Here is a 24,017-nt window from a genome sequence, read left to right on the forward strand (position 1 = left end):
ACTCCGATTTGATTCAGCTCAAACATTCAAGACCTATATTGCTGCCGATCCTGTTACTGGCCAGTGTCATATTGGCCGCCTGCCAGACGGATGGAACAGAAAACAACTCTGTGCCAGGTCAGCAGTCTACGGTTGTTCAAGGCGCAGAACAGGTTCCTGCAACAACCACACAGGCCTTGGGCTTGGACACATCTTGCGACACCAGCACCCCTTACACCGCACTTTGGTTTCAGTGCGAAGCAGCCAGTTTTGCGCTGCTGCGCAAAGGCTTTGAAGAATCGCTGAGCAATACACGCTTGCAACAAGCGGTGATCACCCAATCCGCCATCAACACCCCGGTGCCATTTGCACAGGTGTTGAACAACCCGGATCGAATCTCTTCTCTGCTCTCACCCAGTGCTTACTGGGGCCTGACCCTGGTAGGTGACCCGTTTCGCTACCCAAACTCAAACGGTCCGAATGGCGCAAGGTTTTACAACACTGAAGCCGATGTGGTGCCCGTACTTTTTCATGACCACACCTGCGCCAAACTGGACGGCACAGTCTGGATGCCGCAGAACACCCCCGAAGGCACAAAACTTCCAGCGGTGGTGATCAACAATGGGTCGTTGGTGGGTACCCAACCGCTGTACTATTGGGCCGCCCAGGCACTGGTGCGTGCCGGTTACATGGTGCTGACTTTCGACCAGCGAAGCCAGGGTAGGTCTGACACCCTCGGCGCAAGAGGTGAAATTGGTAGCAACATCGACCCGTCGGTGTACTGGCTGAACCTGGTGGATGCGATTGACTTCCTTCACAGCAGCCGTTCGAAAAACCACCCCTGGCAAGATCTGTGTGCGGAAACGGCGAGCACCAACGCATTCAACCCGCTGCATGCCTTTCTGGATAGGGAACGGCTGGGTGTCGCAGGGCATTCCTTCGGTGCCGCTGGCGCCACCTTCGCCCAGTCTTTCGGGGCCAAGGGCGCAAAGCCCTGGCCGGGAAAAATTAGCAAGGAAAATCCCATTGACGTCATCGTGGCCTGGGATGCACTAGGCCACCCGGATTCACCAATCAACGCCAACGGCGGAACTTTCACGCTGGGGCTTGGAAACTATGCAGGCCCGGTGTACAACCTGACTGCTACGCCCTACCCAGCGGTCATTCCACGCGTACCCGCATTGGACCTGCCCAGCGACTACGGTGTTTTTTCAGCACCTTACCTTTTGGGCAAAAACCCGGAGAGGTACCTCACAGCCAACCGCTTCTGGCGGGACAACGGACAACCCGCCATGGTGGTGGTGCCCCATGCATCCACGCACACGCAATACTCGCAAGGCCTTCTTCTGCCCTCTTCAAGCTGGTGCGCAAGCAATTCCGAGGAAGTGTGCGACAGCGGCTGGGTGATCCGCATGGCGGAACATTACACGGTCGCATGGTTTGATCGCTGGCTGAAACAACAAGGCGAGAAAGGATTTGATACAGCAGATCAGCGTCTGCTAGACAACGGGAACCCCCTTACCGGTGCTGCCAACATGAGCTGGCATTACAGGTCGGCTCGCTATTTCAGCGACCGAAGCGGCAAAGCCCACGATTGCGACAACCTTCGGTCAGATTGTTGATTTTTTCTGGCGCCAATTGCTGGGGGTTTGTCCTGTCCAGCGTTTGAATGCCCGGCTGAAACTGTGACGGTCGGAAAAACCGAGCTTCAATGCAATGGCTTCCACATCCAGTGACGGATTAGCCAGATATTGCGTGGCTAGGTTGGACAGCGCCTTGTTTTGCTGGGCCTGAAAAGACGTATTTTCTGCCTTGAGACGACGCTGCAAGGTTCGCGCAGGCACGTCCAGCGCACGGGCCACATCAACCACCGAAGCATCGACCTGCCTGATCAAGTGTTTCAACACCAGCTCGGCAACAGATTTACCGCCCGACATGGTGCGAATGGTGTCCTCGATGGCCAGCGCTGTCAGGGCATTGACACGGGCGGAATCCCTGGCGATGGGCCTGCCGAGTTCTGCGTAAGGAATTAACAAGCCGCTGAAGTCGGATTCAAACACTGGCACTTGCCCCAATACACTGCTGTACTCGCTGTTGCTGGCGCCAGCTGAGTGGGCAAAATGAGCCTGAAAATTTGCATTGGAAGGCAACAGTTTCCGCAGGAACAACACTGCGCTGCCAACCACGGTGTCGACAATGCCATTCAACGCTGGGCGGCTTGAATTGTTGCCGACAATGTTGACCTGAAAGGCAATCTGGCTGCCCTTGGGCTGTACTGAAAACTGAAACTCGGGCACCAGCAAAGCTGGCAGCCAGTCAATGATTTTCGCGGCACTTTCCAGTGTGGGGCTGGTGGACAAAAACGCTTCCACTTCCGGCAAAAAATCAAAACTGAAATTCTCGGCCATGGCCAATGGAAAGTAAGCGCGGGTGCTGGCCGCCATGGCTGAGGTATACAAATCCACGATGTTGGCCAGGGTCAGGTCATAACCCACCCTGCGCTGCATGTCGAACTCAACCCCCGCCCTGGCGAGCACGGCATCGGTTGAAAAGCCACATTTCAAGCCTGCGGCAGAAAGGCGGGAATAGCTGTAAATACTCAGAGAGCCAAAAGGCGGCATACGCAGTTCTTCAAGTTGTCGTGGTGGGTACCCTGCTGGCGCAGGGGGTTACAGACTCGCAAGTCGTGACTCCCTACACTGGTGTGAAGTTTCAAAAGGAGCAAGTCATGCAAATCAATCAAAATATCACCAGCGACATTAAACCCCGTGAACAGTTGGACTTCAAGCTGAACAATGAAATTCCAAAATACTGGTTCCGTGGGGACGCTTACAAAACCCGCATTGTGGATGGTTTCCAGTTGGCCTTCCCGGAAGGCGAACGCTATTTCATCACCAGCGTCCGATTTTTCCGTGACATGGTTCAAGATCCGCAACTCCAGGAAGACATTCGTTGCTTTATTCGACAGGAAGGCCAACACGGCATGATGCACACTGCGTTCAACAAGGTACTCGCTGAACAGGGCATGCCGGTTGAGAAAATCTTGAAGCGTGAAAAAGGCAACCTTGACAGAATGACCCGACAGTATTCACCACGATTCAACCTGGCCTTGACCGCTGCGTTTGAACATTTCACAGCGTTGATGGCGGAAACATTCTTTGCACGGAAGGACGTCATGGCGGGCGCTCATCCCCGTGTTCGCGCCTTGATGGGCTGGCATGCCATTGAGGAAATGGAACACCGTGCAGTGGCATTCGATGTATATCAAAAAGCAGCAAAAGGCGGTTACTGGATGCGGGTCATGGCCATGACTCTGGCTGTGGTGAAGGTGTTCATTGCCCTGTACAAACTGACGGATGAAATGCTGGTGGCAGATGGATTCAAGCTGGGCAAACGGTTGACCATGCACTTGAAAAATCTGCCCTGGCTGTTCGGCCCGAGAAAAGGTGTTTTCTCCAGCATGCTGCCCAACCTGCTGGATTATTACAAACCAGGTTTCCACCCCAACCAGCAAGCAGTGATTCACAATTACCCAGCCTGGATTGCGGCATATGAACAAAGCAATGACCCCTTGCTGGCCGGGGAGGCACTGTATCAGGCTGCCTTCTAAAGCCCCATCCTGAGATCAATTATTGCAATCATGAAAATAAATTTGAACGATTGATTGAATCTGAGTTACATTTTTGGCAGTATTATTGTTAAACGTTGTAAACATAGACGTCTGCCAGAATAAAAACACAAGCTGGCAGGCGGTTTGAAATTTAAAAACGACCAGCAAAAAACTCACGACAACTCAAGTTGGGCGCACTGCGACCCGACACGTCGGAGGCAGGAGACAGACAAATGGTGTTTTTGCAGCAAAGCTCCCTTCGGAGAGCGTGTGCCGTTGCGTTTTCAATGACGGCATTCACTTTAAGCCAACAAGCATTCGCGGGTGCCACCGCCAACGACAACCAAAGCACAATGGGTATCGCCACAGCGGGCGCAGGCCAGGCTGCGGAAGCGTCGGATGCAGCAGTGATCTTCTTCAACCCGGCGGCACTTACACGTTTCAAGCGGATTGAAGTCTTGAACGTGGCAAGTATTGCCACTTTCCAGAACGACTACACCTCAAGCCAGAACAACGACGGCCCCCCCACCGATGCGGGTACACGCGGATCGGCAGGGCAGTTCTTTTCCAGAAAAGATGGTTATGACTCAGCCCTGTTCATTCCGGGCTTGTTCGTGGCTGTGCCTGTAACACCCAAATTGGTTGTGGGTTTCAGTGCATCCGGTTCCCATGGTTTGCTGACCCGTTACGAAGAAAACTTCCCTGGCCGTGGTTCAGGCCGTGAAAGTGATTTGAAAATCACGCGTGTGAACCTGGGCTTCGGTTACAAGCTGTCCCCGACCCTGTCAATTGGTGCCAATGGTTCGGTTGAACGGTACTTCCAGTCCATCAAACTGCGTGTGAACTTCCGTGATGCGGTGAACAAGCTTGGGCCGGATGGTGTGGACACTGCAGCATTGCTCGATGGATTGGCTTTGCTGGACCCCCGAGCCGAAGTGCCGGACGAAACCGACGGCAAGCTGCGGGTTTTTGGCAAGTCATTCAACCTGCAGGCGGGTCTGCTTTGGGAGCCAACTGAGAAAACGCGCATCGGCGTGTCGTATCGACCCAAGTCAAAGTTTGATGGCAACCAGGGCGAGCTGACCATCAATGAAAACGGGCGAACTGCAGCTTTCAGAGAGTTCCTGGCCACCAGCCCGCTGCTGGGTGTCGGTGGTCCGCTGCTGGGCGTGGACGCACAAACTGCCGCTGGTGATTTGGCACCTCAACAACAGGCACGCCAGAACATTACGCTTGCCGACGAGTTTCGCTTGTCCTTATTCCACCATTACAGCCCAAAGCTGGACTTGATGGCCACTTACACCTACCAGGACTACACCGACACATTCCTGCGGTATGAGCGTGTCAGCAATGGTCGGGTTATTCAGGACGTTCCGCAGAACTTCCAGATTACTGAGTCGTATCGCATTGGCTTGAATTACAAGATGTACAAGCGCCTGACCCTGCATGCGGGCTATGCACAAGAAAATGGCGCGGTGGGCGACGACTTGCGCATTCCGATTTTGCCGGACAACGACCGCCGCTTCTATGGCATTGGTGCAAGCTTCTCGCCAAGTCGTGACACCACCATTTCAGTGGCTTACCAACTGCTGGACGTGGATGCGGGCCAAGTGGGCAACAACAAGCAAGTCACGCCGGTTGAAGTGTCTGGCGGCTCGTTCCAGGGCGTGGCCGACCTGGATGCCGAGTTCTACTCATTCAGTTTGATTCAACGATTCTAAGTGTTTGTAAAAACACCTCTCAAGCAGTAACTTGAAACGGTCGCTTTAAGCGACCGTTTTTTTCGCCTGCTCCACTTGCATGCGAAGTTCCTGTTCCAGCGCTGGGTCCAGCCTAAGTTGTTTGGCCAATTCCTGCAGATAACTGCGTTCCATGAAACTTTCCTCATCGACCACCAGTACGCTGGCTAGAAACATCTCTGCGCCCAATTCAGGCGTGGTGGCGTAGGCTGCAATTTCCACAGGGTCCAATGGTTTGTTCATTTCTTGGTCAAACCAGCGCTGAAGCTGCGGATCACTGGTCAATTTGGCAATTTCACCATCAATCAACTGGCGTTCTTTCATGTCGATGTGACCATCGGCTTTGGCTGCACCAATCAAGGCGCGAAGAATGGCTTGGCTGTGCTGCTCCACTTGCGGTTCAGGCAGGCGATCCACTGTTTGGGGTTCCTGGGTTGCTGCAATATTGCCCTGTTGCTGTTGCCAATTACCATAGGCTTTGTAGGCCAGCACACCCAAGGCAGCAAGACCACCATAGGTTAGCACCTTGCCACCCATTTTCTTGTGGCGCTTGTTGCCCAGCAACATGCCCAAGGCTGCGGTAGCAGCGGCACCGCCACCCGCACCCACCAGCATGTCCTTCATCTGCATGCCACCCACGGTTTTTCCACCGGTTTTTACACCGGAGTTGCCGCCACCTTGCATCATCTCGGTTCCGGCTTTCAATAGTTGGTCAATCAGGCTTTTCGAATTCATTCACAGCTCCAGTTTTTGTTCTTGAACAGGAATGGACTACGATGCGTCAAAAAAATTCAATTCTGGATGGGCTGAGGGTTACATCGGTGTGTTGTAGGCGCACCGAAAACCGATGTGTGACGTGCTGCTGGCACCGGCCAAACCCATGCGGGCGGCTGGTCGGTAACGCAGGCAGTATTCGGCTGCACACAGGTGTGAACCACCCTTGAGGGTGAACAAGATTTGGGCATCCTGAACCGGGCTGCACGAACAGCAGGTGGCCGTGTTGTTGAAAACAGACTGGGTCCATTCCCACACGTTACCGATCATGTCGAACAGCCCAAATCCGTTGGCTGGAAACTGCCCCACTGCGACCGTCCCCGGAGAAGTGTCAGGCTGCCCGCCGGGCGCGTAGTACCAGGGGAAGGCACCTTGCCACACGTGGGCCATACGCTGGCCTTCAGGCGCAAATTCATCACCCCAGGCAAATCGGCTTGGACCCATGCCACCTTTGCAGGCATATTCCCACTCGGCCTCAGTAGGCAAACGCCCGCCACACCAGGCCACATAAGCCTTCGCATCAACAAGGGCCACGTGCACAACAGGATGGCTATCGAAATTTGAAGGCAAGGGATCACCGGGACGCGGATTCCGCCAGCTTGCGCCCTGCACTGCCTTCCACCAAAGGTCGGGATTGTTCAGGGGCACCGGGCTCTGGCTCATCTGAAACACATGGGAATGGCCCTGCTGTTCCGCTTGGGTGACGTAACCGGTGGCATCCACAAAACGCGCGAAATCGCCATTGCGCACCGGCAGGCTGTCAATTTGAAAAGCATTGACCTGCACGGGGCGCTGCGGCCTTTCTTCGGGGTAAAAATCATTGGACCCCATGAGAAATTCACCCGCACCGAGATGCACACGTGCGGGTTCAAGAGGTTGAAAGGGCTGACCCGGCAAGTTAGACATTCAAACCCATCTGGCTGATGAAGCGCAGCATTTCAACCGGGTTCACCTTACTGGTGTCCACATCAATGCTCACCTTTCCCAGTTTGCCCTGAAAGGGATTGGGTCCCGAATAACGTGTTGACACCTGGTTGCCAAGGTCTGCACCCAAAGTGAAACCATCGTAGCTGGTGGAAAACAGTACGCGCTTGAATGTGTGTTTGGCCACCTCTTGCCCGTTGACAAACAGGGTGCCCTCCCCATCAAAAGGGCGCGAAGTCATGCGCTGCTGGTACTTGATGCGCAATTTTCCTTCCGGAAGCGGTTTACTACTTTCCATGCGTTCCACATAGGGCACCAGGCTTTGCTCGTAACACAGCTTGCCATTTTGAATGTACAGCACCCAGCCTGCGTACTTGGCCCCCTGGGCCACAAGCACACCATCCCCGGCCGCTTGCGTGCGTTCACATTCCAGCTCAATGGTGTGCGACAAACCACATACAATGGGAGCCACGTCGCGGGCCAGCCGCTCAACAGGCGGGTGAAAATCCCACCGGGCGCGCAAGCCTTTTTCCTGCCTGTCCTGCACCAGCCTCAACACCAGGTTGCGATCATCGAGCGGCAACACATTGTATTGCTGCGCGGCTTGTAACCACTTGGATTTCAAACGCTCGACCACGTCCGGAAACTGGCTGGCCACATCGCGCCCCTCGGCGGGGTCCTGGCTTAAATCATAGAGTTCCCATACATCGTCTTCGAAAGGTTTTCCACGGGTGTGGCGGGCCACTGCACGCCAGTTGTCTTCCCGGTAAGCACGGTTGCCTCCCAGTTCAAAATACTGCTCACTTCGCGTGGGGCTTTGTGGCTGGCTGAATGTGGCCAATACGCTTTGACCCTCAAATGGCTTTTGCACCTGCCCTTTGTAAACGGTCGGCCTTTGTACGCCAGCGGCCTCCAACAGCGTGGGCATCAAGTCAACCACATGCACGAAGTTGCTGCGCAATTCACCCTGTGCAGCAATGCCCTTGGGCCAACTCACAATCAGCGGGTCTGCAACACCACCAAGGTGTGCATACTGTTTGTACATCTTGAACGGCGTGTTGGACGCACTGGCCCAACCCATGGGGTAATGCGGGTAGGTGCCCTCTTCGCCCAGTACGTCATACAGCTGGGCGGCCTCTTCAACCGGAATGGGTCGCCCGAATGCCGGGGCAAACACATTGGGTGTTCCAGTGGGTGTGCCTTCCGGAGAACCACCGTTGTCGGAAAACAGCACCACGATGGTGTTTTCTCGCACACCCAACTCATCCAGACTTTGCAGCAGGCGCGCAATGTTGGAATCCATGTTGCTCATCAGGCCCGCATACACTTCCATGTAGCGCGCGGTAATTTGCTTGTGATTCTCGGGTAGTTTGTCCCAACTGCCTGAACCAAAAGAAAGCGGGGGAAGCTCCACCGTGTCAGGCATGACACCCAGCGCTTTCTGCCGTGCAAGGCGCTCCGCCCGCACTGCGTCCCACCCCTTGTCGTACTGCCCCTTGTAGGCATCGCGGTCACGTGCGCGCGCTTGCAAGGGTGAATGTGGGCCGGGGTAGGCCAGGTGCAGATAGAAAGGACGGCCGGGTTCCAGGGCCTGCTGGGTACTAATGTAGGTGATTGCACGGTCGGTGAGGTCATCGCAGACAAAATAATCGGGGGTGTCAGGCGGCTCGACGGGTGCAATACCATCAAACAGTTCAGAGGGTTTGAAGTAATCGGTGGAATGCCCTTGAAACCAGTAGGCGCGGTCGAAACCGCGGTGGGTTGGCCAATTGTCGTAAGGGCCGTTGGCACCTGTGGTGTGGGCATTGTTCAAATGCCATTTGCCACTTAAAAATGTGGACCAGCCTGCACCTTGCAGCACTTCGGCCAGAGTGGCCGCCTCGTGGGTCAGGTCGCCACGATAACCGGGATAACCTGCATCAATGTCGGCCAACCAACCCAAGCCGGCGGAATGGTGATTCAAGCCCGTGAGAAATGACGCACGGGTGGGCGAGCACATGGAACAGGTTCGGAAGTTGGTGTACTGCAAACCCTGTTTGGCCAAACCGTCAATGGTGGGTGTTCTGATTTCACTGCCATAACAACCCAGGTCGGAGAAACCGCAGTCGTCCAGCAAAATCACCACCACATTCGGTGAGTCTTCTTTGGCTTTGGGCCGGGCAGTGCTGGCTGGCCGCGAATCCTGAAACGACAAACCCACCTGTGCCGCTTCACCTTCGGGCAAGGCTTTCGGGGTCATCAGCGAACGGGCTTTGGTGCTGGCCACATGGGCGCCAGTGGCCGCCACACCGGCTGTGGCGGCACCCACCGCCAGACCTGACAGGAAAGCACGCCGCTTCAAGCGCTTGGGGGACAGGTCTTCAGGCTTGTCGGTTTCATTGTGCGAGTCGTCTTGGTGTGCCATGTCTGTCCCCATGTATTTTTGATTTGATTGTGCCTGTTAACTAGTGACACTATTTGTGTCACTATAACCAAAAGAAAACCGATTCTCAAGGAGGGTGTCAATGGAGCAGCCAAAGGTACTGAAAGTGCATGGCCTGGACTTGTCCTATTTCACGGGCAAGCTGGAAGCCTACCTGCGCAACAAAGGATTGCCCTACGAACTGATCGAAATGGATACACGCGATTTCAAACGCTGTGGCAAAGCCACCGGGGTGGCGCAAATGCCGCAGGTGGAATGGGCCAACGGGCAATGGCTGAGCGACACCACCCTGATCATCGAGTTTCTGGAAACCTTGCACACTCAAAGTAGCGTGTTGCCGGAAAAACCAGCTTTGCGCTTTATGGCCAAGCTGCTGGAAGATTTTGGGGATGAGTGGTTGTGGCGGCCTGCCCTGTATTACCGCTGGGCGAATTCACAGGATGCACGGCTGATGAGCCACCGGCTGGCAGACGGCATGATGAGCGACGTACCCCTGCCCTTCTTCATGCGACGCTGGGCCATCTTGAACAGGCAGCGCTTTTTTTTCCTCTGGCAGGACGGCGTTCGTCCAGGCACGGCAAAGCGGGTGGAGGGACACTTTCTTGAAACCCTGGATGCACTTGAAAACATTTTGAAAAAAACACCTTTCGTGTTGGGCCACAAGCCCAGCCTTGCAGACTACGGCCTGTATGGCAGCATGTTCCGCCATTTCTTCTGTGACCCCACGCCAGCCCGCATCATGCGGCTGCGTGCACCAGCGGTGCACGAATGGGTGGCACGCCTATGGAACACGCGGCTTGAAAACTACGCGGATGTCGCATTTGAAAATGACATCCCCGCTGCACTGGTACCGCTGATGAATATTGTTACAGGAGAGTTTTTTCCTTACATGCTGGCCAATGAAAAAGCAATTGAAAACAGGCAATCGCGCTTTGAATTCAACAGCAAAGGCACCTTGTTCAAGCTGCCAGTGCAGCGTTACCGAGCCTGGCGCTTTCAACGCTTGAGAACGCGTTATCAGGCACTGGATCAATCCACACAAGCCGAACTGAATGCGCACTTTCCTGAACTGGCTGCCCAATTGAACAAGCCTATACTGACACCCATCGAATGTCGAATCGCAGGCTTGCCGATCTCAAGCCCCTCGAAAATGAAAGGCAGAACATGGTAAAAACAGACGGACGAACCACACGTGGGCAGGAAAACAAACGGCAGATTGTGCAGGCTTTGATCGCATTGATTCGTGAGGGCCATGTATCGCCTACCGCAGAAATGGTGTCGGCCCGTGCCGGTGTAGGGTTGCGCACCGTGTTTCGGCATTTCAAGGACATGGAAACGCTGTATCGTGAAATTACCAGCGAGGTGGATTCAATTGTGGCGCCAGTGCTGGCCACACCACTTAAAGGAAACACCTGGCAGGAAAAATTGATGCACGCCATTGAGCGGCGCGCGGACATGTTTGAAAAGCTCGCACCCATTCAGGCTGCAAGCCTGGTTCACTTGCATGAATCCGAATTTCTGAAAAATCAGCAGGTGCGTACGGTCGAATTACAGCGGCATTTGCTGCGTGCATTCCTACCCGCGGAAGTGGTGAAAGACAAGTTTCTGTTCGAAGCACTGGACCTGATCTTGAGTTTTGAAAGCTGGCTGAGACTTCGCAATGATCAGCAACTAAGTGTCAAACAAGCCAAGAAGGTGCTGCAGCGCAGTGTCGAACAGCTATTGAAGTAAAGGCCAAAGGGCGCTTACATTAGTCGGTCAAGTAGTGAATCAAACTGCGCAATGCCTTGCTCCCGGCTGACCAGCCCATCCCGAATCAATTGCCGAATACCCCAGAAAGACAAAATCACCATCCACACCAGGCTGGTGGCAGCAGCCTTGTCGAGGTTCTTTTCTTTTCGCACTGCGGGCACCCAAAGCTTCAGGATGACATCCCGAATGCCCAGTCGAATGGTTTCAAGCTCAGGAGAATTCAGGCCTGAGCCTGCAATCAATTGCCAAAGCGCATCGCCACGCCCCACCGGCATGTCCAGTGACACCAGTTCGGCGGCACGTATAGCTTGTTTCAAATCATCGGGGTGGCCTGCAATGGCCTGGGCAGTGCCCTCCATGGTGTCGGTGAAAACAACCCACGCTGTGGCACCCAGCAAACTTTCGAGATTTGGAAAATGCTGGTACACCAACTGTCGGCTTACGCCCGCGCGATCAGCCAGCGCACTCATGTTCAGCACTCCCCAGCCAGCCTCTTCGACCAATTCGGCCGCACAGTTGAGCAAGGCTTTTTTTCGGTCGTCTTTGCCTAGATAGGGGCGTTTCTCGACAGGGGTGCTTTTGGTCATTCAAATACAATCTCGGGTTATGTGGATCTCAGTATGCCACACCACCAAACAAATTGACACACTGTAAATATTAGTGATTTAATGAATTATTCGAACCCCACAAAAAGGGTCATCATGAGACAAAACTACACACTGTACGGCTGGCACCTTTCCTACTTCACGGGCAAAGCCTTGTGCTATTTGCGGTACAAGCAAGCCAGCCACACCTTAAAGGCCGTGAATCTGTTCACGCTGACCCGCACCATCAAAAAGAAAACCGGGGCAGCGGTCATGCCCGTGTTGAAAACATCTGCAGGCGAATGGATTCAGGACACCACTGAAATCATCGATTACATTGAGTCTGTGCACCCCAACAACCCGGTGATGCCTGCCACACCCGTTCAGCAGTTTGCATCATTGTTGCTGGAAGCGTGGGGTGATGAATGGTGGGTGCCAATTGCCATGCACACACGCTGGAACTACCCCGAGAACTACGCGCTATTCGAGCGTGAAGCAGGCAAGGCGCTATTGCCCTGGGCACCGGGTTTTCTGCAAAAAAAGATTGCCTTGCGACCCGCAAAAATGCTGGTTGGCATGTTGCCCCACGTGGGCATTGTCCCCGACCAATACGCCACCATGAATGTGTGGACTGCTCGAATGCTGGATGCGCTGGACAAGCATTTCGAAGAATATCCTTTCCTGCTGGGCGCTCGCCCCAGCCTCGGCGACTTTGGTTTGGTGGGCACCATGTACGGTCACCTGGGGCGCGATCCGTGGCCCAAACGTGAATTGATTGAACCAAGAACAAATCTGAACGAGTGGCTGGAACGGATGAAGAACCCGGCCCCCTTTGCAAAACACAAGCTGATGCCCAATGATGAAATACCCGCCACGCTGAACCCGGTATTTGAATCGGTGTTTCAGGAGTTCGTTCCCATGGTGGCGAAAATTGGCGAACTGGCCACTGCGCATGCACAGCAACACGGTTTGAACACACGCCTGCCACGTCGAATTGGAGAGGTCACCACCACCATGGCAGGCCAGCCCTTCAAACGCGGCGCCCTGCCCTACATGATCTGGATGATGCAACGGGCACTGGATCACTTGGATGCCATGCCCCAGGGCGATCAACAAGCAGTTCGTGTGTGGCTGGCCAGTCACAACGCTGAACACATTTTGAACATGAACCTGCCCCGCGTAGAGCGGCGCGCACTAACCGTGGCAGTCACCGCATTGCCCAAACAACACATGGAGAAAGCAGCTTGAACAGGACAGCAGTCATCACGGGAGCCTCTTCGGGCATTGGCAAGGCGCTAGCACTTGAATTCGCAAAGCGAGGCTACAACCTGGGGTTGGCCGCACGCCGAATCGACAGGCTGGAAGCGCTTCGCGCTGAAATCGCAGCACTGCCTGGGGGTCAAAATTTGCAAGTTGAAATCACGGCACTGGATGTCAGCGACACGGCAACCGTAGGCCCAGTTCTTGAAGGGCTGTTCGGCGCATTAGGACAAGTGGATGTGGTGGTGGTGAATGCGGGTGTAAACAAGTTGACCGGAGTGGGCAAAGGTCAACTGGATGACGAGTTGGGCCTGATGCAAACCAATTTGCTGGGTGCCATGGCCACCGTGAATGCGGCGGTTGAATGGTTCAAACAACACGGTGGCGGGCATGTAGTGGGCATTTCATCGCTGGCATCGCTCACGCCCATTCCAAAACAGGCCGCCTATTGCGCAACCAAGGCAGGCTTTTCAATGTATCTCGATGCGGCTGCCATTGAGCTGAAGAAATACAAGATCGATTTCACCAAAATTCTGCCCGGTTTTGTGAAAACCGACATTGTGGACAACATGGAGCAGTACCCTTTCCTGGTGTCGGCAGAACAAGCCGCCAAGGAAATGGCCAATCACATTGAAAAGCGCCGCTCAGTGGGCGTGGTACCCGGCTACCCCTGGAAAATTTTGAAACCGCTATTGGCCAACATGCCTTCCGGCGTGTGGCGCTACATGAAGTAAATGCACATGATGAAGACCTCCTGGTCAGCCTTGGGTTTTGTGATCGTGGCAGCAGCCATTGGCTTGCTTGAATGGCAAAGCGCTCAAAGTCCGCCAAGCAATGAACTTGTTTTGTCGGAGTCGCAGCGTGCCTTTGTGCGTGAACAAGTGTTGCAGGCTGGCGCGCAAGGGCCGGCAACGAGCACTTATGAGCAAGCCATGGCCAATTACATCGACGAAGAAATTTTGTACCGCGAAGGCCTGAAGCTGGGTCTTGAGAAAGACGACCTCATCGTTAAACGACGTGTGGTACAGAAAATGCGCTTCCTGCTGGAAGACATGACACCCATTGCTCCCCCTACTGCGGAACAGTTACAAGCCTGGCTGGACCAAAATCCGCAAAAGTATCAAACCGAACAGACCATCCTGTTTGATCATCATTTTTTCAGTCGTGGAAAACGGGGCGATGATTCAGTTTATCAAGCCAGTGCGGCCCGTGATGAATTGATGAAAGGTCAAACCATCACAGCAGACCCCTTTCCCTTGCAGGTTGGCGTCTTGCTCACCATGGAAAGTGTGACCAAAGAAATAGGTCAGCAAGCAAGCGATGCATTGTTTGAGCTTCCTGTTGGGCAATGGTCAACACCTATTTCCTCGGCACTGGGTCTACACCTGTTCAAGGTGCAGGAACGGAACTCCGGCCGCACCATGACAGTGGACGAAGCAGGAAGCCAATTGCGTTCCGACCTCATGGCTGCTCAACGCAAAGAAGTCAATGAAGCCGGTCTTGCTGCACTGCGCGCCACGTACACCATCAAGGATGTGCCATGAAAGCATGGTGGCGCAACGTGGCTGTTCTACTTGTCTTGTTGACCATAGGGCAAACAGGGCAAATAGGGCAGCACGTGCATGCGCACGAAATGGGTACATCCGCCCTGCTGCTGCACGAAACTAAACAAGGTTCGGGTCAACTGGTTTTTAAACGCACCTTGGCTGCTGACGGCAAGGTTCCTCCAATCGACTTCCAGTTTCAGCCCGCCTGTGAACTGCGTGATATCAACACGGAATGGGAAGACAACCTCGAGGTGATTCAACGCGGCAGTTTTCACTGCAATGCGCCGCTGAAGCAACATAATGTATTGGCAACGGGATTCACCCGCCTGGCACCTGATTTGATTGTGCTCGCCACCCCCCTGAACACCCAACGCATTCATACCGTACTCACCCCCAAGGAAACAAGTCTCGGGCTGGGTAGCCACGCCAACACCACCGCACCACTCGAATACCTGTCCATCGGCATTGAACACATTGTGTTTGGTTGGGACCATGTGCTGTTTGTCACCGGTTTGTATTTGTTGTGGAAGCGCCGCAAACAGACCGTGCCTCAACTTGTTGGGCAATTCACCCTGTTCACCGTGGGACACAGCCTGACCCTGGCCATGCTGGTGTTGGGTTTGATCGCAGTGCCCACTCGGGCTATTGAAGCCTGGATCGCGCTCAGCGTGTTTTGGCTGGCCTGGGAATTGATTCGGCCAGCCCCTGCAAGCAAGGCTGGCTGGTCGCATTTGCTCCTGATTGCGGCGTTTGGTTTGCTGCATGGATCGGGCTTTGCACTTTCAATGGAAGAGCGTGGCTTTCCAGAAGATGCCCTGCTGTTCACCTTGCTGCTGTTCAACCTGGGCATTGAAATTGGCCAATTGTGGATTGTTACTGTACTGGCCACTGCTTTCGCATTGCTTGAAAAAGCACATTACCCGACTTGGACTCGCCTTGCGCAATATGCCCTCACCCTGCTTGTCGGCGGTGCCGCACTTTACTGGACTGTTGAAAGGATTCACGGCTATGTTTGATTCATACAAGCCTTGGGTGAACAAGGTATTGCCAGCGTTATTGGTGACAGGGCTTTTGACTGGCTGCCTGAGTTCTGAACCAGACAGCAGCGCACAGAACAACACCCCCGCCCCGGTCACACCGGCGGAACGGCCAAAAGATGCGGAATGCGTGGGCAGCAGCGTACGCAAGCAAGCTTTTTTTGGCGATTTGCATATTCACACCAAGCTGTCGTTTGATGCGTATTTTTTCAATTCCATCAACGGCCCGCGCGAAGCCTACCAGTTTGCCAAGGGTGAGAATGCTTTTCTGCCTTCAGGTGAAAACCCTGACACACCCATGCGCCAGATCAACATTGGCCGCCCTCTCGACTTTGCCGCAGTGACCGAACACGCGGAACAACTGGGTACCTTCTCCAATATTTGCGAACTTCAAGGCAATTTGCCAGCGGGTACCAACCCGGCCTGCAGTGTGCTTGGTCAGGTGATTCGGGACAATGTGTCCGTATTCATCACGGGTAACGTGCCCTTGTATTTGCAGGTGGTCACCGGTGCTGGAAGCCTGGTGCCCAGCACACGCACCTGGGAAGAAATTCAGGCCATTGCCAACGAAGAAAACCAGCCCTGCAAATTCACTACCTTCAATGGTTATGAATTTTCTTCCAACAAGGGCGGACAGGTGTTGCATCGCAATGTGATATTCGCGGGTACCAGGGTACCAGCCGATGTGATCAGTTCAACCCCCCTGATTCCAACCACCAACAACACCAATGACGAGTGGAATCTTTTTGACCGGCTTAAAACTGAATGCCTCGATGTGGATGGCTGCGATGTGGTCACCATCCCCCACAGCACCAATCAAAGCGATGGGCGGTTTGCCCGCCCACGACAAGCGGATACCGGCCTGCCACTGGCCCGCAACAACGCCACGCTGACCGCAGCAGACGCCACCCTGCGCAATACACTGGACCGCCTGTTTGAAATTGTTCAGCACAAAGGGGCCAGTGAATGCATCACCGGTTTCAGCAAGGGGCTGACAGGTGGTGAAGAATCAGGTTGCGGATTTGAAGAATGGAAAACGCTGTGCAAAGGCGCAGCAGACGACCCTGCAGAATGTGCCAAAGTGTGCAAAGGCAGCGCCAACGATCCACTTTTTTGCCAGGTCAACAGGCTGCAGGGCAAAGGCAAAAGCATTCATGCCGTTGATGCTTGCACGAACAGTGACATCGGTGGGTCCACCCCGGGCGACTGTACCAGCCCCCTTGATTACGCCCGCAACGTGCTGCCTGAAGGCAGCGTGATTGAACGCAAACTGGGAGTGAACCCTTACCAGTATGGCTTCATCGGTTCCAGCGACACCCACAACGGCATTGCAGGCAACACCGATAAAACGAAATTTGCGAAAAACTCCGGGCATGGTGGCGTACTGGATGACGAACCCAATGAAGCACTGGGCAATTGGGAATGCAGGCAACAGCCCCTGCCCACCGATTCCATCACTGGGTTCAAGATACCGTTCAGTGTGGAATCAGCCAGCGACCCCAACCGCTGCGCCGACCGCGTATTCAACCCGGTTGCATCCAACTTCACGCCGGGTGGATTGGCTGGCGTTTGGGCACGCGAAAACACGCGCAAGGAGATTTTTGCAGCCTTGAAACGCAGGGAAACCTTTGCCACCTCGGGTTCGCGCATGCGAATTCGTACACTGGCGTCAAGAACCCCCTTACCCGGTAATATTTGCGAGCAATTGGCTTCAGGCCGAAGCCCGATTGAAGAAGGCCTGGTGGACGGTGTGCCCATGGGTGGCACGCTGAATCTAAATGGTCAAGCCACTGGCACTGGCCCCTACATCGTGGCATACGCCATTCAGGACCCGGGTGGGGACGAGGCCGGAATACCATTGCAACGCCTTGAACTGATCAAAACCTGGGCTGACAAGGCCGGTGAATTGAAACAACAGGTGTTGAGGCTGGCAGAAAATGCCGGCGCACCGCAGCCCAATTCAGATTGCAGCATTCAGCAACAAGGGCCGGAACAAATGTGCGCTGTTTTTCACGACACACAGTTCAACGCCGACACCGGGGCCAGCTACTACGCCCGCGCGCTTGAAAACAATTCCTGCCGCTGGACCACCAAGATGTGTACCGCCAAGGGCGTTCAATGCGAAGCACTTCAGCCGGGCAACGGCCTGTTCAGTGCGCAAAGCGGTTTTGCGGGCTACGAGGGCTGCTGCCGAATTGAAGGGGAACCCGGTTCTTTCCGCGGCGACTTCCGGTTCATCACCCAGCAGGAACGCGCGTGGAGTTCGCCCATCTGGGTTGAAGGCAAGACCCGTTAATCCCATCAAATAAAAACAACAGGACAAACCCATGTTCAGAAAACTGCTACTTGCCTCCATTGCCTTGATCTTGCTGGGCGGCGGCATTGCCTACCTGCAACGCACCCCGATTGCCATGGCACTGGTTGAAAAAATTGTGGGCGAGCGCATGCAAGACCCGCTGGCGCGACTGGAAGATGGGCTTCACGTAGGTCTGTGCGGAACAGGCTCGCCGTTTCCTGACCCCGACCGCGCTGCACCGTGTACCTTGGTGATTGCTGGCAAGGACATGTTTTTGTTCGACGCAGGCAGCGCCGCCGCCAAGCAGATCAGCATCATGCGTTTTTCCACCGGGCAGTTGAAAGGCGTTTTCATCACCCACTTTCATTCCGACCACATCGACGGGCTGGGCGAAGTATTGATGACCCGCTGGGCACAACACACCGAAGGGCAACGCCTTACCGTGCATGGCCCCAACGGCATTTCAAATGTTCTGCAAGGCTTCAAGCAGGCCTACACGGCCGACACCGGTTACCGAACAGCCCACCATGGCGCAGCCATCATGCCCAATGAACTGGCTGGGGCAGATGTCAATGAATTTTCAGTGCAAAAAGGCCAGTACACCACCGTGTTGCAGCAACCAGACCTTCTGATTGAAGCTTTCGCAGTAAATCACCAGCCCATCAGCCCGGCCGTGGGCTATCGAATCAATTACAAAGGCCGCACCGTGGTACTCAGTGGTGATACCACCGGTGATGAACAGGTGAAAGACGCAGCACGCAATGCGGACCTTTTGATTCATGAAGCCTTGAGCCCGGAATTGGTAGGCAAGTTGCAGGAAGCCGCCTTGAACAACAAGCGCAGCAAGCTGGCCAAGATTTTTGCGGACATCCCGAACTACCATGCTACCCCGCTCGACGTGGCTGAACTGGCCCAGGAAGCCGGTGTGGGCCATGTGGTGCTCAGCCACATTGTGCCCCCACTGCCCCTGCCACCCTTGCGGGAAGTCTTTCTTGGAAAGGCGCCAGAAATTTTTAAGGGTCCATTCCGCATTGGCGAAGACGGCGATTTCATCACCCTTCCAGCCGGGTCGAAAGACGTCATTTACAGCCGTCGATAAAAAAATTTCCAATTAGACAAGATTTCTTGTTACATTTGAAAAAAATGAAAATTGGAGACAAAACATGGCAGCATCGACTTTCGACGTAGTCATCACGGGCGGCCGTTACTTTGACGGCACGGGTGGGCCTTCGGCCATTCGGCACATCGGGATCAAGGATGGAAGAATTGCAGCGGTCAGTGAAACCCCCCTGCTTTACGACGGTACGCCAAAGGTAATCGACGCGGCAGGCCACTGGATCACACCGGGCTTTCTGGACACCCACACCCACTACGACGCTGAAATGATTGTGGCGCCCAGCCTGTCAGAATCCGTGCGTCATGGGGTGACCACCGTGCTGGTCGGCAGTTGCTCGCTGAGCATGATATGCAGCGAAGCCGAAGACGCATCCGATATTTTCACCCGCGTAGAAACAGTGCCGCGTGAAAAAGTGCTGCCCATTCTTCAACAACAGAAAACCTGGAATACGCCGAAACAGTGGGTTGAGTTCGTGCAAAAGCAGCCATTAGGCCCCAACCTGATTTCCTTTCTCGGCCACAGTGATTTGCGCGTGGGCACCATGGGCCTGCTGGACTCCACAGACCGCAAGGTGAAACCCACCGAAACGCAAATGCAGAAAATGGAGGCCACACTGACCGAGGCCATGGAAGCCGGTTTTCTGGGCCTGTCCACCATGTGCCTCAAATGGGACAAAATTGACGGTGACCGAGCCTGGTCAAAAAGCCTGCCCAGCACCTACGCACGCTGGAGCGAACTACGCCGCTTGAACAAGATTTTGCGCAAGTATCGCCGTGTTCACCAAGGTGCACCCAATGCCGCCAACCCGCTGCAAATTTTCGAATACCTGATTGAAACACTGGGCTGGATTCGCAAACCGCTTAAAACCACACTGATTGCGCTGATCGATTTAAAAGGCAACAAAACCGTTCGCCCCATGGCCCAGATTTCCAGCCGGCTGGTGAACTGGCTCGGTGGCGCTTTCCGCTGGCAGTTGCTACCGACCCCCTTCACGGTATATGCCGACGGCATCGACGTCGTGTTTTTCGAAGAGTTCGGTGCTGGTGAAATGGCGCTGGACCTACGCACCCAAGTTGAAAGAAACAGCCTGTTGCAAAACGAAGACTACCGCCGACAGTTTCGAAAGTTTTATGGCCAGAAATTGAGCCCGCGGGTTTGGCAACGCGACTTTGGCGACGCCATTATCCTAGAGTGCCCCGATGCCAACCTGGTGGGCAAGAACTTCGACGAAGTGGCCCGCACGCGCAAGGTGCACGTGGTCGACCTGTTCCTGGACCTGGTGGTGCAGTTTGGTCAGCAGTTGCGCTGGTACACCACAGTGGGCAACCACAAGCGCGAAGTCATCCGCGAGCTGGTGCAGGACAAGAACACACTCATTACATTCAGTGATGCGGGTGCACACATCCGTAACATGGCGTTTTACAACCTGCCTTTGCGTTTCCTGAAACTGATCAAGGAAACCATTGACGAAGGAAAACCCATCATGAGCATGGAACATGCGGTGTGGCGGTTGACTGGTGAACAGGCCGACTGGCTGGGCATTGATGCAGGGAAAATCAGGGTGGGCGACAGGGCCGACCTGGTGGTGTTGAACCCGGACGCCTTGAACCAGAACCTGGAACAGGTCACCTGGGGAGAGATGGAAAACTTCGGTTTGCAACGATTGGTGAATCGCAACCCAGGTGTTGTGAAACATGTGCTGATCAATGGCAAGATAGCGGTCGAGGACGAGGGCGTGCGCCCCGAACTCGGCAAAGAAATGGGTTACGGGCAATTCCTGCCCGCAAGAACCTGAACACAAAAATCCACGGAGAAGTACGATGATTGGATATGTAACGATTGGTACAAACGACCTGCCAAAAAGTGGCGAGTATTTTGACAAGCTGTTTGCACCATTGGGTGCCAAGCGGGTTCTGGAAGTGCCCCACGGTATTTTCTGGGGCTCCAGCCTGGCCAACCCCTTCATTGGCCTGATGAAGCCAGCAAATGGCCAACCCGCCAATGTGGGCAACGGCACCATGGTGGCCTTGGTCGCGAAAGACCGTGCCCAGGTGGATGAATTTTACGCCCACGCCAAAGCACACGGCTGCACCTGTGAAGGCGCACCCGGTGAACGCATGCCCGGCTTTTACGCGGCCTACTTCCGCACACCGGAAGGCCACAAGATGAACATTTACAAATTAGGTTAATGAATTGAACCCAGTTGATTCGATTTCAGATCCATCCACAGACGAATTTGCATGTTTTGAGAATGTTCCTGCGCCCTGGACCTTGCATGGCAAGGGCCTGATTGTGGTCATGCGCAGCAAAGCCGAAAAGCTTCGGGCCGACCTGCGCATTCCTGCAACCGTTCGTGACACACTCAAAACACCCTTGAGTGTATTGATGTATGTGGATTACACCCATTCCAACGCAGGTCCTTACAAGGAATTGCTTTACATTCCGGGCACCGCGCAATTCACAGGCCAACGCCGGCCCACCATCAGCAACATCGTGGTGAGCAGCGCAAGCAGTGTAAAAAATGGGCGAATCAATTGGGGTATTCCAAAAAATCTGTGTGAGTTTGAGGTGGCGCAAGGGCCAGAAGGTGTTCAGGAGATCAGCCTGAATCAAAACAACCTGCCCCAATTTGAGTTGGCCTATTCCTCGCGAGGCTTTCAGTTCCCTATTCACACCAGCCTGGTGCCGGGTTTCATGAAAACCCTGGGTCAACACTGGCAAGGCAAGGAATTTGTCTACAGTCCAAGTGCGAAAGGCAAAGCCCGCTTTGCCAAAGTCCACCTGCTGAAAAACCTCGGCGAGGCGTTTCCTGACCTGGACATTGGCGATGTGGTCACTGCGCTTGAAATTACCCGTTTCGAAATGACATTCCCTGTAGCCCAGGTAAGCCCGGCTTGATTAAAGCCAGGATGTAACCCTGCATGTAACCTTTCATTCACTCGTGGCGAATACCTTCCCGCAGGCACACCGGTTGTGCCAAGTGACGAGGGCTCAACATGGAAAATCGATGGAAGGTTAATGCCAAACAGTCAGGTTTAATGCTTGCAGTCGGTGTGGTACTGAACCCCACCGGTGCACTGGCCAACACCTGCAACTGGACCAGCACGCCTGAACGCATGATCGTGGCCGAGCTTTATACCTCGGAAGGTTGCAGCAGCTGCCCGCCGGCAGACCGCTGGCTGAGCAGCCAACTTACCACGCCAGAACGCGCCCGAAGTATCCTCGCCTTGTCCTTTCACGTGGATTACTGGAATTACATTGGCTGGCAAGACCCCTATTCCAGCAAACAGTTTACCCAACGCCAGTATGCGCACAAAAGCCGCGGTAACGTCAGCCAGATTTATACCCCGCAGTACGTGTTTTCAAACCGTGAAGTGCGCCGCTGGGGACAGGCAGGCTTGATTCCCCAACAACTGGCAGCCATGAAACAGGACAAGGCACCGATTTCATTGCACATGTCGCTGGAACGAAAACAGGCGAATCAGGTCGAAATCAAGGTGAAAGCAGATTGGCTCGATGAACGTTACAAGGCAGGCAGAATGTTTATTGCCTTGTATGAAGACAAATTGAGTCAACAGGTTAAAGCCGGCGAGAACCGGGGTGAGTTGCTTCGGCATGACCGAGTGGTCAGACACCTCAGCCAAGCTGTGGCAGTATCGAGTGCTGACAGTGTCAGGGTATTCACACAAACCATTCCAGCCGACTGGAATCAAGAGAATGTGGGAATTGGTGTCATCGTGGAAAACAGTGAATCCAACACCGTGCTTCAGGCATTGAATGCAACAGGGGCCTTGGCCCGGTGTAGTTAAAAGTGGATTGAAAAAAGGAAAATACAATGCAACGTCGTACAGTACTAGCCAGTCTTGCTGCCTTGGGCGCAGGTCTGATGATCGCAAAACCCATGAGCTCAATTGCCGGAATGAACAAACTGAACAAATCTGAAGCGGAATGGCTGAAGATCATCAACAAGGATCAATTCAACGTCCTGTTCAAGGAAGCCACTGAACGCCCCTTCTCAAGCCCGCTGAACGACGAGAAACGCAAGGGCACCTACGTGTGCGCGGCCTGCAACCAGCCACTTTTTCCGGCTCAGTACAAGTACGACAGCGGCACTGGCTGGCCCAGCTTCTTTGATGCCAACAAAGGCGCATTGAATACAAAAACCGATTACAAACTGATATTACCTCGCACGGAATACCATTGCAGCAACTGCGGTGGACACCAGGGTCACGTGTTTGATGATGGCCCTGCTCCCACTGGCAAACGGTATTGCAACAACGGATTGGCGTTGAATTTTGTACCCGAAGGCAAGGCCCTTCCGACTTTGCGCAAGGCATGAACATGAACACACTGTTTAAATTGAAGTCGACGCTGGCTGTTGCACTGGGTGTGTTGGCAGTCACAAGCGCACAGGCGGAAACCAAAACCGCCATTTTCGGAGGTGGCTGTTTCTGGTGTGTTGAAGCTGATTTTGACAAAGTGCCAGGCGTACTTAAAACAATTTCAGGTTACGCAGGCGGGCAGTACAAAGACCCGGATTACAAGGCGGTCAGTGCGGGCCGCACCGACCACACCGAGGTTGTTGAAGTCACTTACGACGACACCAAGGCCAGCTACAGCCAACTGGTTGAGTTCTTCTGGAAAACCATAGACCCGACTGTGAAAGACCGGCAGTTTTGTGATGCAGGCACACAATACCGCACCGGCTTTTACACCCTGAACGATGAACAGAAGAAAGTAGCCGAAGCGAGCAAGGCCAAATTGCAGGCCAGTGGCAAGTTCAGGACCATCCACACTGAAGTGGCCCCGGCGATCAAATTCTACCCGGCCGAGGAATACCACCAGGATTACTACAAAAAGAACCCAGTGCGTTACGGGTACTACCGAAGCGGCTGTGGTCGTGACAATCGACTGGAAGAATTGTGGGGACCGAAGGCAAGCAGGTAATGTGCAAAACCGGCCGACAGCAGTTGTCG

At 54.3% G+C, this 24,017-nt stretch carries 22 protein-coding genes; 17 read left to right on the forward strand and 5 right to left on the reverse strand.

Annotated features, from left to right (window positions below; all coding sequences use genetic code 11):
- Positions 1-8 precede the first annotated feature (8 nt).
- Positions 9-1,601, forward strand: a complete 1,593-nt coding sequence (locus RGQ30_RS08895; RefSeq protein ID WP_130556253.1) for an alpha/beta hydrolase family protein — start codon at positions 9-11, stop codon at positions 1,599-1,601.
- Here the strand turns inward: RGQ30_RS08895 and RGQ30_RS08900 are convergent.
- Positions 1,590-2,600 carry an AraC family transcriptional regulator gene (locus RGQ30_RS08900; RefSeq protein ID WP_130556252.1) on the reverse strand — a complete coding sequence of 337 codons (1,011 nt, stop codon included), beginning with the start codon at positions 2,598-2,600 and terminating at the stop codon, positions 1,590-1,592. The two genes, RGQ30_RS08895 and RGQ30_RS08900, sit on opposite strands and share 12 nt — an antisense overlap.
- Positions 2,601-2,707: 107 nt before the next feature.
- On the opposite strand from RGQ30_RS08900, the gene RGQ30_RS08905 reads away from it, so the two are divergent.
- Positions 2,708-3,589, forward strand: a complete 882-nt coding sequence (locus RGQ30_RS08905) for a metal-dependent hydrolase (RefSeq protein WP_338284348.1) — start codon at positions 2,708-2,710, stop codon at positions 3,587-3,589.
- A gap of 287 nt (positions 3,590-3,876) precedes the next feature.
- Entirely contained in the window at positions 3,877-5,310 is a 1,434-nt protein-coding gene (locus tag RGQ30_RS08910) for an OmpP1/FadL family transporter (RefSeq protein WP_298217142.1), read from the forward strand.
- A gap of 45 nt (positions 5,311-5,355) precedes the next feature.
- On the opposite strand, the gene RGQ30_RS08915 is transcribed toward RGQ30_RS08910, so the two are convergent.
- The 3 genes from RGQ30_RS08915 to RGQ30_RS08925 form a co-directional block, all read right to left on the reverse strand.
- A complete protein-coding gene (locus RGQ30_RS08915) occupies positions 5,356-6,063 on the reverse strand; it encodes a tellurite resistance TerB family protein (RefSeq protein ID WP_130556250.1) in 708 nt (235 codons plus the stop codon).
- 78 nt (positions 6,064-6,141) lie between these two features.
- A complete protein-coding gene (locus RGQ30_RS08920) occupies positions 6,142-7,008 on the reverse strand; it encodes a formylglycine-generating enzyme family protein (protein WP_130556249.1) in 867 nt (288 codons plus the stop codon).
- On the reverse strand, positions 7,001-9,430 hold the full coding sequence (locus RGQ30_RS08925; protein WP_338284349.1) for a sulfatase-like hydrolase/transferase: 2,430 nt from the start codon (positions 9,428-9,430) through the stop codon (positions 7,001-7,003). The genes RGQ30_RS08920 and RGQ30_RS08925 overlap by 8 nt, the downstream gene beginning before the upstream one ends.
- 100 nt (positions 9,431-9,530) lie before the next feature.
- Here RGQ30_RS08925 and RGQ30_RS08930 point away from each other — a divergent pair, with 100 nt between their 5' ends.
- Positions 9,531-10,619 (forward strand): glutathione S-transferase family protein, encoded by a 1,089-nt coding sequence (locus RGQ30_RS08930; protein ID WP_130556247.1) that lies wholly within the window; start codon positions 9,531-9,533, stop codon positions 10,617-10,619.
- Positions 10,613-11,179, forward strand: a complete 567-nt coding sequence (locus RGQ30_RS08935; RefSeq protein WP_130556246.1) for a TetR/AcrR family transcriptional regulator — start codon at positions 10,613-10,615, stop codon at positions 11,177-11,179. Before RGQ30_RS08930 ends, RGQ30_RS08935 begins: the two co-directional genes overlap by 7 nt.
- Positions 11,180-11,193: 14 nt before the next feature.
- On the opposite strand, the gene RGQ30_RS08940 is transcribed toward RGQ30_RS08935, so the two are convergent.
- Positions 11,194-11,787, reverse strand: a complete 594-nt coding sequence (locus tag RGQ30_RS08940) for a TetR/AcrR family transcriptional regulator (protein WP_130556245.1) — start codon at positions 11,785-11,787, stop codon at positions 11,194-11,196.
- Positions 11,788-11,901: 114 nt separating this feature from the next.
- Between RGQ30_RS08940 and RGQ30_RS08945 the strand changes: the two genes are divergently transcribed.
- The 12 genes from RGQ30_RS08945 to msrA all read left to right on the forward strand — a co-directional run bounded on the left by RGQ30_RS08945 (position 11,902) and on the right by msrA (position 23,988).
- Positions 11,902-13,032, forward strand: coding sequence for a glutathione S-transferase family protein (locus RGQ30_RS08945; protein WP_338284350.1), 1,131 nt, complete (start codon positions 11,902-11,904; stop codon positions 13,030-13,032).
- Positions 13,029-13,778 (forward strand): SDR family NAD(P)-dependent oxidoreductase, encoded by a 750-nt coding sequence (locus tag RGQ30_RS08950; RefSeq protein ID WP_130556243.1) that lies wholly within the window; start codon positions 13,029-13,031, stop codon positions 13,776-13,778. The genes RGQ30_RS08945 and RGQ30_RS08950 overlap by 4 nt, the downstream gene beginning before the upstream one ends.
- Before the next feature lie 6 nt (positions 13,779-13,784).
- Positions 13,785-14,588, forward strand: a complete 804-nt coding sequence (locus RGQ30_RS08955; RefSeq protein ID WP_338284351.1) for a peptidyl-prolyl cis-trans isomerase — start codon at positions 13,785-13,787, stop codon at positions 14,586-14,588.
- Positions 14,585-15,607 carry a HupE/UreJ family protein gene (locus RGQ30_RS08960; RefSeq protein ID WP_130556241.1) on the forward strand — a complete coding sequence of 341 codons (1,023 nt, stop codon included), beginning with the start codon at positions 14,585-14,587 and terminating at the stop codon, positions 15,605-15,607. The genes RGQ30_RS08955 and RGQ30_RS08960 overlap by 4 nt, the downstream gene beginning before the upstream one ends.
- Positions 15,600-17,924 (forward strand): DUF3604 domain-containing protein, encoded by a 2,325-nt coding sequence (locus tag RGQ30_RS08965; RefSeq protein WP_338284352.1) that lies wholly within the window; start codon positions 15,600-15,602, stop codon positions 17,922-17,924. Before RGQ30_RS08960 ends, RGQ30_RS08965 begins: the two co-directional genes overlap by 8 nt.
- A 31-nt stretch (positions 17,925-17,955) precedes the next feature.
- Positions 17,956-19,023, forward strand: coding sequence for an MBL fold metallo-hydrolase (locus RGQ30_RS08970; protein ID WP_130556239.1), 1,068 nt, complete (start codon positions 17,956-17,958; stop codon positions 19,021-19,023).
- Between the two features lie 64 nt (positions 19,024-19,087).
- Positions 19,088-20,836 carry an N-acyl-D-amino-acid deacylase family protein gene (locus tag RGQ30_RS08975; protein ID WP_130556238.1) on the forward strand — a complete coding sequence of 583 codons (1,749 nt, stop codon included), beginning with the start codon at positions 19,088-19,090 and terminating at the stop codon, positions 20,834-20,836.
- 25 nt (positions 20,837-20,861) lie between these two features.
- The gene (locus RGQ30_RS08980; protein WP_130556237.1) at positions 20,862-21,230 is read left to right on the forward strand and encodes a VOC family protein; all 369 of its coding nucleotides are present in this window, start codon (positions 20,862-20,864) and stop codon (positions 21,228-21,230) included.
- Between the two features lie 4 nt (positions 21,231-21,234).
- A complete protein-coding gene (locus RGQ30_RS08985; RefSeq protein WP_130556236.1) occupies positions 21,235-21,939 on the forward strand; it encodes a hypothetical protein in 705 nt (234 codons plus the stop codon).
- 98 nt (positions 21,940-22,037) lie between these two features.
- Positions 22,038-22,850: a DUF1223 domain-containing protein gene (locus RGQ30_RS08990; RefSeq protein WP_130556235.1), complete on the forward strand. Its 813-nt coding sequence runs from the start codon at positions 22,038-22,040 to the stop codon at positions 22,848-22,850.
- A 26-nt stretch (positions 22,851-22,876) separates the two neighbouring features.
- Positions 22,877-23,380, forward strand: coding sequence for a peptide-methionine (R)-S-oxide reductase MsrB (msrB, locus tag RGQ30_RS08995; protein WP_130556234.1), 504 nt, complete (start codon positions 22,877-22,879; stop codon positions 23,378-23,380).
- 2 nt (positions 23,381-23,382) lie between these two features.
- On the forward strand, positions 23,383-23,988 hold the full coding sequence (msrA, locus tag RGQ30_RS09000) for a peptide-methionine (S)-S-oxide reductase MsrA (RefSeq protein ID WP_130556233.1): 606 nt from the start codon (positions 23,383-23,385) through the stop codon (positions 23,986-23,988).
- Positions 23,989-24,017 lie beyond the last annotated feature (29 nt).

Origin of the sequence: Limnobacter thiooxidans, assembly GCF_036323495.1 — a bacterium.
In the GTDB taxonomy this organism is placed as follows: domain Bacteria; phylum Pseudomonadota; class Gammaproteobacteria; order Burkholderiales; family Burkholderiaceae_B; genus Limnobacter; species Limnobacter thiooxidans.